Genomic DNA, 15,042 nt, shown 5'->3' with positions numbered 1-15,042 from the left:
CGTGACGGAAACCGCCAAGACGGGGGCTGGACTCACAAAGACACGAAGTACACAAAGGAAGAAGAGAAAGAAGATAGGTAATCTTGTAGCGGGAAGGGAGTAGCCCACCTGCGTGGGCTTCGTTCGTATAGCCCCAGGCTTCCAGCCTGAGGGCGTTATGTGCAACCTCACGTAAAATTGGTATAAGCTCTTTAAACCATTTGCTTCTCTGAAAACTTTTGTAACTCCCCAGGAGCAAATGCACCATGTTCTGTAATTATGGCTGTAATTAACTCTGCTGGAGTCACATCAAAAGCTGGGTTATAAAATTCTGCCCCAGTTGGTGTCAAGATAGTTTTACCAACTTGATATATTTCGCTTGCATCGCGTTCCTCAATCGGGATTTCGCTACCATCAGGTAATTCAAAATCAACGGTAGAAAGTGGTGCTGCAACGAAGAAGGGAATATTATGTGCCTTTGCCACAAGTGCTAAACTATACGTACCTATTTTGTTAGCTGCATCCCCGTTAGCGGCGATTCTGTCAGCACCCACAACTACAGCATGAATCAAGCCCTGCTTCATGCAATGAGCCGCCATGTTATCTGTAATTACCGTAACCGGAATGCCTTCTTGGACACATTCCCAAGCGGTGAGTTTTGCACCTTGCAGTCTGGGACGGGTTTCGTCGGCAAATACGCGCTCTAAACGTCCTTCACGCCATGCGGAACGCACTACACCTAATGCTGTACCATAACCAGCAGTGGCTAAAGCTCCAGCGTTGCAGTGAGTGTGAATTGTCAGCTTTTCTGGGCTATCGGGTAAGACTTTTAAACCATTGTCGCCGATCGCCTGACAAGTTTGCAAATCTTCCGCATTGATAATTTGGGCAGTTTTCAGAAGAATTTTTTTGATATCTTCTACAGTTCCCACAGTTTTATAAGCAACTTTCTTCATGCGGGAAATTGCCCAAAATAGATTTACCGCAGTTGGACGAGTAGAAGCCAACATTTGAGCGACTTTTTCCAAAGAGTTGAAAAACTCATCGCGGTTATCTGTCTCAATTTCCCTCGCACCAAGATACATCCCATAAGCTGCTGCAACACCAATCGCCGGCGCACCTCGAACTATCATAGTTTTAATTGCCCGTGCCATATCTTCGCTGCGGTGAATTTCGACAACAGCATACTCATTCGGTAAGCGAGTTTGGTCAATGAGTGAAACCGAGTCGTTGTGCCAAATAACCGGGTAAACTTGATTCGTCTGATTCATGGTTAAAAATTAGAGATTGTAGTATCTCGCAACAAAATACCAACTTGTAGTACGGTGGGCAATATTTGTATGTAATTACAGTATAGTTAAAGAGCGAAAATCTACTGCTGCTGACTATCGTTTCCAGTTGAATTATTTTGTCTTTTTCTGCCAAAAAGGTTGCCGAAAATCTTCTGGATAAAAGCTATGACTGCTACTACTGCAATTATGATAAATTTCTTGGCAGCAAGAAGTGCTAAAAGTATACCTTTGAATAAACCAGTTTTTACCGCGACACCACCACCAATTAAAGCTGCTATCCCGTAGCTGGCAATTTTATCTGAATTCGGATTGAAATCTTCATAGCGATAGCCGGGATTAAATGCCACACTCGAAAGAACTTTCGGACTGTCTTTCTCAATTAAATTGAGTTGTTCTAAACCTGCAACTGCATTTAAAACTATAGCGATTCCCACTCAGGTGAGGTACAAAATTATATGGCGGGTTGTAGGGGCACGGCACTGCCGTGCCCCTACGGGTGTACCTCATTAAACCGAGAAACGCTATAACACACCTTTACGTTCCAAAACGCGAATGTTGTAGTTGAGGGTGTGTTCGTCGCTGTCGCTAACCTTTAAGTCTTTCGCCCAATATAATTGATGATGTACTTTATCGTAAAAAGGTTGTTTTGCCCAACCAACTATTTCAATTGCCGGATATCCTTGTTTGACTAGCTGTTCGTTTCTTTCTTTCGTCGCTTCTTGCATTGTTTTCAGCAGTTTGCTGTAGTCGATGCTTTCAGCTTCATCATCTTTGACATAGCCATCTTCTTGATAGGTGATGACAACACCCCAAGAATTCTTTGATAGAGGATTAAATTTAGCTGGTACTAGCATTCCCAAAGTACCATTGCCAGATGGATTTCCCCATATTTTTTCTAAGACAATTTGCGTTTGCTGAGAATTCAGATATCGTAACTCGGCAGGGACATTTACTGTAGCGACTCCGGACTGCAATGTGATTTTACCTGTTTCATATTTAAGCTGACTGGCAAGCAATTCCAGATTATCAGCGCCTAGGGCAATATTCGATAACCCAATTACTAATATAAACGATGCGATCGCCAAAATAACTCGCTGAAGAATTCGCATATTGCTCCCCTTGTGTAAAAAATTACCTGAATTCTGATGATTTACGTTAATCTATGTGCTTTACAAAGGGGGATGCAATAATTGCGGAAATTTTCATTCCTACAAATCAAATTGCAAATAGGTAATTGTATTTGCGTTCTTCCTAAGTACATTTACTATTACCTATTACCAAGTAGTCAGCGCTACCCTACGGTAAAGCTACGCTAACAGCGCTCTTTGCGCCGACTACAAATTTCAAAGCCGCCTTAACAAACGTGCCATTTATTACCGAATCGCTTTTTAACTCACAGCTGACGGTTGCTTACTATTAAAGAAAGCTTGCATCACCGTTTCCGCCATTTGCGGACTAGTTAAACCTAATTCTGCCTTAGATTCATTCGGTTCGGCATGATCTACCAAAATATCGGGTACACCAATTCGCTTCACGGGAACCACAATATCAGCATCTAACAGCGCTTCTGCTACAGCTGAACCGAAACCACCCATGAGACAGCCTTCTTCTAAAGTGACAACGCGCCCGATTTTTTTCGCCAAAGGTAAAATTAATTCTGTATCCAGAGGCTTGACAAAACGAGCATTTATGACAGTGGCTTGTATTCCGTGTTCGTTGAGAATCTCGGCAACTTGCATCGCTGGATAAACCATTGTGCCGTAACCTACTAATAACACATCATCGCCATTGCGGAGAATTTCGCCTTTGCCGATTTCCAGAGGTTCCCAGCCTTCTTCCATCAAGGGAACGCCGTAACCATTACCGCGAGGAGTACGCATAGCGATCGGTCCAGTGGTATGATTAATCCCAGTCACCACCATTTGTTGCAATTCCGCTTCATCTTTGGGTGCCATCACCACGATATTGGGAATGCAACGCAGATAGGCGATATCATACATACCTTGGTGCGTCGGACCATCAGCACCGACAATTCCCGCCCGATCCATACAGAAGAACACGGGCAAGTTTTGGATGCAGACATCATGAATTATTTGGTCGAAGGCGCGTTGCAAAAAGGTAGAATAAATGGCAACCACAGGGCGTATACCTTCAGCAGCGAGTCCTGCTGACATGGTAACGGCGTGTTGTTCGGCAATACCGACATCAATATATTGATCGGGCAATTTTGCTTGAAGTTTGTCTAAACCTGTTCCCGTAGCCATCGCTGCCGTGATCCCGACAATTTTCGGGTTTTGTTCGGCGAGTTTCACTAAGGTGTGGGCAAAGACTTTAGCATAAGCCGGGGGTTTGGGTTTGCTGGAAGGAACGGCTTTGCCAGTTGTCACATTAAACGGATTTTGGGCATGGTAGCCTACTTTGTCTAGTTCGGCAATTTCATAACCTTTGCCTTTTGTGGTGGCTACATGCACCAAAACTGGTCCGGTCATCTTATGTGCCTGTTCAAAGGTGGCGATTAATTCTTCTAAATTATGCCCGTCTACAGGTCCGATGTAGGTAAAGCCGAGTTCTTCAAAGACTGCGCCGACTTTGGGAACGGCTAACCGCTTCATTCCTTCTTTGATGCGTTCTAATTCCGGTGAAAGAGATTCGCCGACAAAGGGAATTTGCTTGACTTGTTCCTCAAAGTTATCTTTAATAAATTGTACCGGCGGACTGAGACGCATTTTGTTGAGGTAACGAGGAATCGCCCCAACGTTGGGAGAAATTGACATTTCGTTGTCGTTGAGGACAACTAACAAGTTAGTTTTGGGCAAGTGTCCAGCATGATTGATGCATTCTAACGCCATACCGCCAGTTAGCGCACCATCACCGATAATGGCGACAACTTTAAATTTTTCGCCTTTCATATCTCGCGCTAAAGCCATACCCAATGCCGCTGAGATACTGGTTGAAGCATGTCCCGCGCCAAAGTGGTCAAACTTACTTTCACCGCGCTTGAGATAACCGGCAATTCCATCTTTTTGCCGCAAGGTGTGGAAATTATCGTAACGCCCTGTAATTAGTTTATGGGGATAAGCTTGGTGTCCGACATCCCAAATGACTTTATCACAATCTAAATCTAGTGTCTGATAAAGCCCTAGGGTTAACTCTACAACACCTAACCCCGGTCCCAGATGTCCCCCAGTTGCGGCTACGGTTTGCAGATGCTTATCCCGAATTTGACGGGCAATTTGCTGCAACTGCCTAATCGATAAGCCGTGTAACTGATTGGGATGGGTAATTTCACTCAGGTGCATACTAATAGGTTTTCCTCTCTACTGATCGTATTATTATTTTCCCACGCTGATGTTGCCACTTGAGAGGAGAATGTGAAAGGGGGGAGGGGGGGAGTGGGGGAGATGAGGGAGATGAGGGAGATGAGGGAGGAATTACCCATTCCCCATGCCCCATGCCCTATGCCCTATGCCCCATGCCCGATGCCCTATGCCCCATGCCCCATTCCCCATTACCCACTGTCATCTATTCGGCGCTGGTGGTGCTTCTGGTGTTTCGGGTTGTGGCTGTTGTCTTTGCAAATATTTACTCAAGACGTATGCCATATCTCCGCGTGTCATGGGTTTTAATGGGGCTATATTACCTTGTGTGTCTGTGTTGACGAATCCTTCACTAATGACTGTGGCGATCGCTTTTCTTGCCCAATCTGGAATTGTCTGCGCGTCTGGATGCGAAGCAAGAATTTCATTTACTGTATCGTCGGGAAACTGAAATACTCCATAAGCTTGGGCAAAAATCGCTAAAGCTTCTGCCCTTGTCACTTTTTGGTTAGGGAAAAACATATTTCCCCGATAGCCTTTCATAATCTCAGTTTTTAAGACTATTTGAATATCATTAAATGCTGGATTTGACGGCGTTACATCGGGAACTACTAAATTCTCTTTACTAATAGCCTGTCTTTTATCCAGTCGAAATGCTTTTACCATAATTGAAGCTAATTCGGCACGACTGATTAACCTTTCTGTATAAAAGTTGCCATCAGGATAGTTTGTCATTAACTTTGCTGCAACTACCTGCTGAATCGAATCCGATGGTATAGCAGGTTGCGCGTTAACACGCTGCGGAAAATATTGTATTGCTACTATCGTAATAATACTTAGTAGCTGATGCATGATTTTAACCATTTTTATAATGCAAATGCGGTACTTTGGTTAACATCAATTGTGATTAACTTATCTGGTGACGAATTGATGCTTGGCGATGTTGCCAACCCGCTTGCTAAGAAAAGGGGAATGGGGAAGGGGGAAGGGGGAAAGGGGAAAGGGGAAGGGGGAAGGGGGAAGGGGAAAGGGGAAAGGTAAAAGGTAATAGATTTTTACTTTTACCTACTCTGTTATTTTGCCGGACTGTAACGGGGATGACAGTCTTTCAAAGGCTAACGAAACATACTACTTACAGAGCTATCTTCGTGAATTCTCCAGATGGTTTCTCCGAGCAGATTAGCCACTGAAAGGACGACGAGTTGTTCAAAGCGATCGCTATTCGGAATGGGAATCGTATTTGTAACGATCACTTCCTCAAACACACCACTGGATAGCCGCTCAATTGCAGGTGGAGAGAACACCGCATGAGTTGCACAAGCATAAACCTGACGCGCCCCTTCTTCACGCAATAACTGCGCCCCAGCTGCAATTGTGCCGCCAGTGTCGATCATGTCGTCTACCAACACCGCCGTTTTGCCCTTAACATCGCCGATGACATTCATCACTTCAGCGACATTGTGAGCTTGACGGCGTTTGTCAATAATTGCTAAGGGGGCATCATCCAGCTTTTTGGCAAATGCCCTTGCCCGCGCTACACCGCCAACATCCGGCGAAACTACTACTAAGTCAGGCAGTTTCTTACTTGCCAGATAATCTAGCAGCACTGGCGAACCATAAACATGGTCAAAGGGTATATCGAAATAGCCCTGAATTTGTGCTGAGTGCAAATCCATTGCCAAAACTCGGTTTGCACCAGCTTGGGTAATTAGGTTAGCAACCAGCTTGGCGGTGATTGACTCTCGTCCTGCGGTTTTGCGATCGGCGCGGGCGTAGCCATAGTAAGGAATTACTGCCGTTACCTGCCGCGCAGAGGCGCGACGACAGGCATCAATCATAATCAGCAATTCCATTAAGTGGTCGTTGACCGGTTGACACGATGGCTGAATTAAATAAACATCACAACCGCGAATCGATTCTTGAATTTGAACGTAAAGTTCTCCATCCGCAAATCTTTTGCGAATCATTGGTCCCAAGTCCATGCCCAAATAACGAGCAACTTCCTGAGACAGCGGTACGTTGGCAGAACCAGAGAACAGCCGCAGGCGATGATTTTCAGTCAGTCCAGTTGCAGCTGGCTGCACTTTTAAACTTGCAGAACTGAGCACAGCAGATCCTCTATGTGCATTCATGGCAATCTTATCATCAGATATTTAGCAGATTTAACCGAGATAGTCAGAGAAAACATTTGTAAGTTTTTTTGAAGCTTTCATAAAAAGTCTCAATATTCCTCCATAAAGCGATCGCGTTGTCATTTTCAAAGACGTTCTGGCAAATCAACCATAGACAGCTTAACTGACATTAAGTTTTTCAACTAGATGCATTATTTAGATGTTTTTGCTTGAGGTAAAAAAAAACCAACTCCTTCGAGGTTGGTTCGGTAGAGCATTTTCCTCTACCCACCTTATTTATAACTGAGCGCCAAGGATTCACAGGTTAAGTGATATCAAAGCAGGCACTCGTTAAGTAGAAACACCTGTGAATAAAAATCACTCGTGGCAATTGAATATTCTATGATACTAGCGGCAAATTTATAAAATGGCAGATTTAATTTAAGCTTTTAAATCTAATTACACATCTCACACCACTTTAAGTTATAACTCTTGACAAGCTAATATCTGGCGAAAGGCTGAGGAATTTTCACTTCCTTATGACCAGCACCTTTTTGCACAAAACGCTACCGTAGAAAGTGACAAATAAAGGTAAAAGGATGAGGAACTAGGGACTAGGGACTAGGGACTAGGGACTAGGAACTGGAAAAAGAATTATTCCCCATTACCTATTACCCCATTACCCCATTACCCATTACCCATTACCCATGCCCAATGCCCAATGCCCAATGCCCCATTACCCAATTAATCGATGATGCAACCACCCATTACTGTTGGTACTGTCCTACAAAACCGCTATCGCATAACTCAAATTCTCGGTCAGGGGGGATTTGGCAGAACTTATTTGGCAGAAGACCAAAGGCGATTTAATGAACTTTGTGCGATCAAAGAATTAATTCCCACGGCTACTGGAACTGGGGCTTGGGAGAAAGCACAAGAACTCTTTGCACGAGAAGCAGCAATTTTATACCAAATTCAACATCCGCAAATCCCACAATTTAGAGAAAGATTTGAAGAAGACCAGCGCTTGTTTTTGGTGCAAGATTACGTTGCTGGTAAGACTTATCGCGCAATCCTAGACGATCGCAAGGCTGTTGGTCAAAGTTTCACGGAAGCGGAAGTTTTGCAGTTGATGCGTTCTTTGTTGCCAGTGTTAGAGCATATTCACGGACGAGGAATTATTCACCGAGATATTTCACCGGAAAATATTATTTTGCGAGAAAGCGATCGCCTACCTGTTTTAATTGACTTTGGGGTGGTGAAAGAACTGGCAACTAAATTACAATCTTTAAATGCGTCAACGCCTGTCACGACTGTGGGAAAATTAGGCTACGCGCCGAGCGAGCAAATGCAAACAGGAAGGGCTTACCCCAGTAGTGATTTGTATGCGCTTGCAGTCACAGTGCTAGTTTTGCTGACGGGTAAAGAACCGCAAGAATTATTTGATGAAAATCAACTAACTTGGAATTGGCAAAAGTTGGTGAAAGTCGATCCGCGATTTGCTCAAATATTAAATCGGATGTTGAGTCATTCACCAAGCGATCGCTTTCATAGTGTCGCCGATCTCACCCAAGCTTTACAAGTTTTGGGGCAACCAAATCAGGCAAACCCACCTTTGTCCAACATGCAAACAGTCGCTGTCGGTGGTCGTCCAGATCCAATCCCACCTGTCGCACCTAAAAGATTAGATCCGGTAATTCCCGATCCGCCCAGCAATTCTATTTTAGATAATCCCTTGGCGCTGGGTGCAATTGGCAGTGCCGTAATTATCTTAGCAGGAGTCGGTTCTTGGGCAATAGTCAGTTCTATCCGCAGTCAACCAAAAACATTAGCACCAGAAACGCCGCCACAAACTTTTCCTTCGCCAGTTATTACAGGTAATGCTACACCGACACCGACATTTACACCTACACCCACACCTACCAATGTTGAGCCTATTGTCACTAAGAAACGCTTAACTTTTGTCACTCCAAATCAACTCAATCTTGATGGTACTATCAAAGCAAATGAAATAGTTGAATACAGCTTTTTTGGCAGGAAAGGTTCAAAATTAATTGCATCGCTATCCCCAGAAAGTAAGAATGTTTTGCTAACAGTTTTATCTCCCAATCGACAAGCAATAGATAATTCGGCACAGCAAGTTACATCCTATGAGGGAATATTGCCTGAAAGTGGCAGATATATTATTCAGTTAACAGCACCAGAAGTACCTGAAAGCAATTATGTTCTTAATGCCGGGTTAGAAAATTTAGAACCGACACCGACAATCACGCCAACATTAGAACCGACTTTTACGCCTACACCAGAGTCTACACCGACGCCGACAATCACGCCAACACTCGCGCCAACATTTCCAGCACCACCTGTTAACAATTCGCCTACACTTCCTCCTTTACAGCCGCCGGAGTTTCCGTCTACATCTCCTCAAGAAGAAAATAATAATCCGCCTGTTGAGCAAACACCTATTCCTAATCGCAATTAATAATATGTGATATTAGAAAAAAATTGATTAACTAACCGCAGAGACGCAGAGAACACAGAGGAGGAGGAAGGGGAGAGTTTAGGGAATGATTTAGGATTACCATATACCATTTCAGTTGAATAAAGTAAATAGGGTAAATTCAGTGCTAAGAATTAATAATTGTCAATGAATACATTACTAATTACGGGAACGGATACGGAGGCTGGTAAAACTGTTTTCACAACAGCGTTAGCAGCTTATTGGCAAATATATTATCCGCAGCGACGTTTGGGAATTATGAAACCGATTCAATCGGGTGAAGGCGATCGCGAACTTTATCAAAAGCTGTTTTCTTTAGATCAATCTGCGTCAGAAATTACACCTTTGTATTTTCAAGCACCTCTGGCGCCACCTATTGCCGCAGCAAAAGAAAATCGAGAAGTAGATTTAGGGTTGGTGTGGCAAACTTTGGAAAAAGTGCGATCGCGTCATGATATTGTTTTAATAGAAGCTTTGGGCGGATTAGGTTCACCCATCACTGATGAGTTGACGGTAGCAGATTTAGCAGGGGAATGGCGTTTGCCGACGGTATTGATAGTACCAGTGAAATTGGGAGCGATCGCCCAAGCTGTAGCGAATGTAGCATTAGCTAGACAATCCCGCGTGCATTTAGTTGGTATTGTCCTCAACTGCGTCGAACCGCGAACTGAAGCCCAAATCGCTGACTGGACACCACCACAATTAATTCAATCATTGACTAATACGCCTGTTTTAGGTTGCGTGCCTTACTTAGAAAATACATCTGATTTAGAGAAAATGGCACAAGTAATATCAAATTTAGATTTGGAAACTTTAACTATTTGAGAAGTTTAATTATCTGCTCGTAACGCACCCTACAATCGTTTTATGTTTAATTTGGTTAGGTTACTTGTCAGTCCGATACCTTAGATAGATGGTTTAATCAATGGTGTCCCACACTTGGAGCAGAATTTGAAATTAGGCGGATTATTATTACCACAATTGGTACATACAATATGATTTTTAACTAGAGTTTGAGGCTGAGAAGCGCTATTACCAACATTAGTTAAATCAGGTTCACTTGGTGCGTTATTCCTGTCAATAAACTGAAGATTTGGTACGGTCGTTGATTGAACAGATACTGACGCCATCTGGGCAAAATGTTCGAGCAGCATTCGATGAACAAAAATGTAACCACCCCCAACTTTTTGTAAAAAGATGCGTTCAGTGCCATAGTCAAGAAAGTGGGCATAGTTCCTGGGGATATAACCTTTACTGTAAAGAATAAAGCGTAAGGTAAAATGTTGGATGCAGGCTTTACCACCCCCAAAAATTAGCCCAAAAATTAGCCCAAAGTCCAGCCCCAAAAGTACCAAATTTCGTTTACCGATTAATTGTCCGATTAATATGCCAATTAATCCACTAATTAATCCAATAATCACAGCATTCCTGCCTGAGTTTGAAATACCCTGATTGGGACTTGTTTTTCTCTCTATTTCTGGACCTCTCAACCCACCAGGCAGCCCTAAAATCAGTGCAGCAATTAGCCAATAAACCACCCCCAAAAACAGCTTCAATTCTAAATTCTTTCCATTAAGCAGCCCCAGAATCAGCCCCAGAGGTAGTGTAACAACTAGCCCATTCATCAGAAGCTTCCTTGCTTCTTGCCAAGACCACAATTTCAGGGTTTCAACTGTTTTGATTTCTGTCATCTGCGATAATAAACTCAGTCCGCCAATAGGTACACCAATTAGCAAACTAAGTTGAAAAGACTTACTTTGATCTAGCAATCCGATTAACCCACCAATCAGTCCCCCAAGTAGCCCCCCAATCAGAAAACTTCCAATCCTATAAAGTATTTTTTGAGTCTTAGTCTGGAACCAAGTAGGCTGCAATCCTTCGATTAAAAACATCGTCTGAGAGGTTTGAGACAAACGCTTTGCTAGCCAAATTAGCCAGCGCATTGCTTGTTCTTTCGGGTATTTCTGTTTAGCTTGCTTGCGGCTAAACATCGTTTCAATATAAGTATTAAACAGATGCCGACGGTGTTCTTCTATCGAGTTTGTTTGGGGTAAGTCTTCAACTAATTTGCCCTCATATGCCAGGGTCATGACGCTGAGAGTCAGGGGAGATTTGGCTAACTCTTGCAGTGCAGTATCTTTTTCAAGTAGTGTTCTCAAGGCTTCTAATTGATTGCCAGCACTGTTTAGATATTGCTTAATCTGCTCATCGGTCAATGATTGGACGCAGATTGCACCTTGTAGTTGCAGACGAGTAGAGAGAGCTTTATAATCTTGGATGCGGCTACACACGATTATCTCGGTTTGCCCATGCTTTTGCATGAATTCATTTAACGCTTGAACACAGTCTTCCCGATACTCAGACTTCACCTCATCCAGACCATCCAGCGTCAGTAGCAGTTGTTGCTCTTTAATCCAAAGTTTAGCTAGGGATTTGGAAACTTTATATTGCCTATTCAATTCTTGAACAAGCCAATCAGCAATATTTTGCCGCTTACTTGCCCAAGAGGATAAATTAAATACGACTGGAATCGGTCGGCTTAAGTCCTCTTGAGTACGAGTTATCAAATGCTTTGTCAGTGTCAGGAGGGTTGTGGTTTTACCCGCTCCAGGTTCTCCTAATATCAGAAGAGTTCGTCCCTCTCCCATCTGAGTGAAGACATCTGTTACCCCTACTGCCTTGGGTAGTGCTTGTCCAGATTTATCAGGCAACTCGTCAATACCAAGATGTTCTACTGCGTCTAATCGCTCTTCCAGACTTAATTCAATCATCACTCTGGTATGCAATGACTTTTCTAAGACACCTTCAATCCAATAATTTTTAACTTTATTGAGCAAAACCTTACGTTGTTTATACTCTTCCTGAGTAGTAGGTTTTGCAACATCAAATGTGCGACGACCTAGGAAATCAGATATCTGAAAAAGACTTTTATTTATATAAATGACGCTTCCCTGAATGAAGTCACCTTGGATATAATCACCCTCAATTGACTCATTATAATTGCCGCTTCTTATATTAATACTGCGGTTTTCAGGCCCTTGATTTGTTGTCATAATATAACCAGCGTGAAGTTATTAAATAACAAGAAAAGCAGAGGAGTAAATTTTACAGAAAAAATAGAATGTATTAAGGCTTAATTACCCTTAGTTTTCTGCCAATCTTCCAAAGCAGCAATGACAAAGCTAGCTGCTGGATGATTGAGTAATTGTCCAAAAGCCTCCACACTACTTGCTTTCAATACACTAAGTATCCTCTCTTTTAAAGAAAAATTATTTTCAATACTCTTAATAGTTTCGGCAGCTATTTGCATTTTACCCAAGGTGGTATCAGTAGGATAAAATTTGTCTAGTTGTTCAAGTAGTTTTTGAATGTCAGCAGCAACTTCAGTAAGGCTTTGCTTTTCACTATTAGCATAATAATTACCTTGTACATAATTGCCTTCAATGCGCTCGTTGTAGTTACCGCTTTTTATGTTGATAGTGCGTTGATCAGCCATATTATATTTTTCTTCCTTATCTTGGGAAATTCTTTTATTATTAAAAAGTCTAATGCCTATATCTTTGTTAATTTTGATGGTGGTAATTAAAGACTGCGGAATGCCATTTAGATCAATATTATTAGAGCCTAGTTGAAAAGCATCCTCATAGTTTCTCCCAGCACCAATCACATCATAAAACCCTTGGGCAAATTTAATTGCTGCATCATCTCGTATAGAACGCTCCATGCCAATAACGCAATAAATATGTTTATGAATTTCTTCAGCCTGGACTTCTGAATAGCAGGCATTGAGTAGCACACATTCAATTGTGTTTTGAAAATTCTTAAATAAGTCTGTTAGTGATTTTGTACTTACTAATTGCATTTCCCCAGAGTTATTCTCTAAAGCTATACCTCCTGAAGGTGAATTCAAACGGTAAGCTTCGCGCTGTTGTAATTGCCTGGAGTTATTTTTGACAACTATGTTATTATTTGCTGTTCCATGTCCGGAGAAATGCAGTATCTGTGGTTCGCAATCTAACAAAGCACGACGCAAATCATCAATCCGAACAGCCCCCTCAGTAATAACTTCAAAATTATCTCGATATTTGGAACGTCTCAACGCTGTTTTTATTTCCCGAATTTCCTCATCTAAACGTAGCCAATCTGTGTTTCTCGGATTAGCTGATAAAATTAGAATTTTTTTCATACTTTTGGATGAAGACAGAATCTACAATAAAATGTACTGATTCTATATCTATGTTGAGTTTTTTTGAACCTCAAGCTGTTCCAATCAGTTTGAGTTACACAAATGAGCTTGTACTTAATATAGTACACAGGTTTAACTTGAAGCATTTACCTGTTTATGGATGCAAGCGAAGTGAAAATATACGTAGAAGTTGAAATATACGTAGGGTGCGTTAGCGATAGCGTAACGCACCCTACAAATACTTACGCACGAGTCACGGAATAACGAACCGCGTTCGGCTTTGCCGTCTCCGAAGGAGAAGGCACGAAGGACACGTTCGCCCTTGGCGTCTCCGAAGGAGAAGGAATAAGAGTTGCAGAGAGTTTTTGTGTAAGTCCTGTAAACTAGGAAAATAACATCAGTTAGCCGTTTTAAATTAACCTGTTTAAACAATGATTTCCACATTCCCTAACGCTCAAAATGTAAATCTATCTCGCGTCCGCTTGGATATTAGATCGCTACAACCTCAACTTGTAGAATGGCGACGCCGACTGCATCAACAACCAGAGTTAGGTTTTCAAGAAAAACTCACTGCTGAGTTTGTTTCACATAAGTTGCAAGAATGGGGAATTGAGCATGAAACGGGAATTGCCCAAACTGGAATTGTAGCAACAATCAAAGGTGGTAAAATTGATAGTGGGAAAGTGTTGGCAATTCGGGCAGATATGGACGCTTTGCCGATTCAAGAACTCAACGAAGTGCCATATAAATCACAACATGATGGTGTAATGCACGCTTGCGGTCATGATGGACATACAGCGATCGCTTTAGGTACAGCTTACTATCTGCAATCAAATCGCCAAAACTTCGGCGGCACTGTCAAAATCATCTTTCAACCAGCGGAAGAAGGACCCGGAGGTGCAAAGCCGATGATTGAAGCTGGGGTACTGAAAAACCCTGATGTGGATGCAATTATCGGTTTGCATTTGTGGAATAATTTGCCTTTGGGAACTGTCGGTGTCCGCGCTGGAGCATTAATGGCAGCGGTAGAATGCTTTAAATGCACGATTTTGGGCAAAGGTGGACACGGGGCAATGCCTCATCAAACGATTGATTCTATCGTAGTTGCTGCCCAAATAGTTAACGCTTTACAAACTATTGTCTCACGCAACGTCGATCCAATAGATTCGGCGGTGGTGACAGTCGGAGAACTTCACGCGGGAACCAAGCTGAATATTATTCCCGATACAGCAAGAATGAGTGGGACGATACGTTATTTTAAACCTGATTTAAAAGGCTTTTTCCAAAAGCGAATTGAGCAGATTATCGGCGGAATTTGTCAGAGTCATGGTGCGAGTTATGACTTAGAATACTGGGAACTTTACCCACCAACTATCAACGATGCAGGGATGGCAGAATTTGTGCGATCGCAAGCCGAACAAGTGATAGAAACTCCTCTGGGAGTTGTCCCAGAATGTCAAACAATGGGCGGCGAAGATATGTCATACTTCTTACAAGCCGTTCCCGGTTGTTATTTCTTCCTCGGTTCTGCAAACCCTGCCAAAGACTTAGCATATCCGCATCATCATCCCCGCTTTGATTTTGACGAAACCGCTTTACCAATGGGTGTAGAAATCTTCGTCCGCTGCGTCGAAAAATTCCTATCGTAGTAAGCGCT

At 42.7% G+C, this 15,042-nt stretch carries 10 protein-coding genes and 1 pseudogene; 3 read left to right on the top strand and 8 right to left on the bottom strand.

Annotation, left to right across the window (positions count from 1 at the left end):
* Positions 1-191: 191 nt before the first annotated feature.
* The 6 genes and pseudogenes from mtnA to AABK37_RS23205 form a co-directional block, all read right to left on the bottom strand.
* Complete coding sequence (mtnA, locus tag AABK37_RS23230) at positions 192-1,250, bottom strand: S-methyl-5-thioribose-1-phosphate isomerase (protein WP_432553893.1); 1,059 nt, start codon at positions 1,248-1,250, stop codon at positions 192-194.
* Between the two features lie 101 nt (positions 1,251-1,351).
* Positions 1,352-2,380 (bottom strand): annotated as a pseudogene (locus tag AABK37_RS23225) (DUF2167 domain-containing protein).
* Positions 2,381-2,659: 279 nt separating this feature from the next.
* Entirely contained in the window at positions 2,660-4,570 is a 1,911-nt protein-coding gene (gene dxs, locus AABK37_RS23220; RefSeq protein WP_432553892.1) for a 1-deoxy-D-xylulose-5-phosphate synthase, read from the bottom strand.
* Between the two features lies 1 nt (position 4,571).
* Complete coding sequence (locus AABK37_RS23215) at positions 4,572-4,724, bottom strand: hypothetical protein (protein ID WP_432553891.1); 153 nt, start codon at positions 4,722-4,724, stop codon at positions 4,572-4,574.
* Between the two features lie 65 nt (positions 4,725-4,789).
* A complete protein-coding gene (locus AABK37_RS23210) occupies positions 4,790-5,440 on the bottom strand; it encodes an S-layer homology domain-containing protein (protein WP_432553897.1) in 651 nt (216 codons plus the stop codon).
* Positions 5,441-5,703: 263 nt separating this feature from the next.
* The gene (locus tag AABK37_RS23205; protein WP_432553890.1) at positions 5,704-6,720 is read right to left on the bottom strand and encodes a ribose-phosphate pyrophosphokinase; all 1,017 of its coding nucleotides are present in this window, start codon (positions 6,718-6,720) and stop codon (positions 5,704-5,706) included.
* 733 nt (positions 6,721-7,453) lie between these two features.
* On the opposite strand from AABK37_RS23205, the gene AABK37_RS23200 reads away from it, so the two are divergent.
* Together AABK37_RS23200 and bioD are read left to right on the top strand one after the other, a co-directional pair.
* On the top strand, positions 7,454-9,181 hold the full coding sequence (locus AABK37_RS23200) for a protein kinase domain-containing protein (RefSeq protein WP_432553896.1): 1,728 nt from the start codon (positions 7,454-7,456) through the stop codon (positions 9,179-9,181).
* Positions 9,182-9,346: 165 nt separating this feature from the next.
* Positions 9,347-10,024: a dethiobiotin synthase gene (gene bioD, locus AABK37_RS23195; protein ID WP_432553889.1), complete on the top strand. Its 678-nt coding sequence runs from the start codon at positions 9,347-9,349 to the stop codon at positions 10,022-10,024.
* A gap of 80 nt (positions 10,025-10,104) precedes the next feature.
* Here bioD and AABK37_RS23190 read toward each other — a convergent pair whose 3' ends face one another.
* Together AABK37_RS23190 and AABK37_RS23185 are read right to left on the bottom strand one after the other, a co-directional pair.
* Positions 10,105-12,252, bottom strand: a complete 2,148-nt coding sequence (locus AABK37_RS23190) for an NACHT domain-containing protein (RefSeq protein ID WP_432553888.1) — start codon at positions 12,250-12,252, stop codon at positions 10,105-10,107.
* An 80-nt stretch (positions 12,253-12,332) separates the two neighbouring features.
* On the bottom strand, positions 12,333-13,385 hold the full coding sequence (locus AABK37_RS23185) for a CHAT domain-containing protein (protein WP_432553887.1): 1,053 nt from the start codon (positions 13,383-13,385) through the stop codon (positions 12,333-12,335).
* A 431-nt stretch (positions 13,386-13,816) separates the two neighbouring features.
* On the opposite strand from AABK37_RS23185, the gene AABK37_RS23180 reads away from it, so the two are divergent.
* Positions 13,817-15,034: a M20 family metallopeptidase gene (locus AABK37_RS23180; protein ID WP_432553886.1), complete on the top strand. Its 1,218-nt coding sequence runs from the start codon at positions 13,817-13,819 to the stop codon at positions 15,032-15,034.
* Positions 15,035-15,042 lie beyond the last annotated feature (8 nt).

Origin of the sequence: Tolypothrix sp. VBCCA 56010, assembly GCF_050875635.1 — a bacterium.
Lineage (GTDB): Bacteria > Cyanobacteriota > Cyanobacteriia > Cyanobacteriales > Nostocaceae > Hassallia.
This window is presented reverse-complemented; position numbering and strand designations above follow the sequence as displayed.

What these genes read in the sequence shown, in the direction of transcription:
- mtnA (WP_432553893.1), bottom strand. Translation starts at nt 1,250, where the DNA reads ATGAATCAGACGAATCAAGTTTACCCGGTTATTTGGCACAACGACTCG.
- dxs (WP_432553892.1), bottom strand. Translation starts at nt 4,570, where the DNA reads ATGCACCTGAGTGAAATTACCCATCCCAATCAGTTACACGGCTTATCG.
- AABK37_RS23215 (WP_432553891.1), bottom strand. Translation starts at nt 4,724, where the DNA reads ATGGGGCATGGGGAATGGGTAATTCCTCCCTCATCTCCCTCATCTCCC.
- AABK37_RS23210 (WP_432553897.1), bottom strand. Translation starts at nt 5,440, where the DNA reads ATGCATCAGCTACTAAGTATTATTACGATAGTAGCAATACAATATTTT.
- AABK37_RS23205 (WP_432553890.1), bottom strand. Translation starts at nt 6,720, where the DNA reads ATGAATGCACATAGAGGATCTGCTGTGCTCAGTTCTGCAAGTTTAAAA.
- AABK37_RS23200 (WP_432553896.1), top strand. Translation starts at nt 7,454, where the DNA reads ATGCAACCACCCATTACTGTTGGTACTGTCCTACAAAACCGCTATCGC.
- bioD (WP_432553889.1), top strand. Translation starts at nt 9,347, where the DNA reads ATGAATACATTACTAATTACGGGAACGGATACGGAGGCTGGTAAAACT.
- AABK37_RS23190 (WP_432553888.1), bottom strand. Translation starts at nt 12,252, where the DNA reads ATGACAACAAATCAAGGGCCTGAAAACCGCAGTATTAATATAAGAAGC.
- AABK37_RS23185 (WP_432553887.1), bottom strand. Translation starts at nt 13,385, where the DNA reads ATGAAAAAAATTCTAATTTTATCAGCTAATCCGAGAAACACAGATTGG.
- AABK37_RS23180 (WP_432553886.1), top strand. Translation starts at nt 13,817, where the DNA reads ATGATTTCCACATTCCCTAACGCTCAAAATGTAAATCTATCTCGCGTC.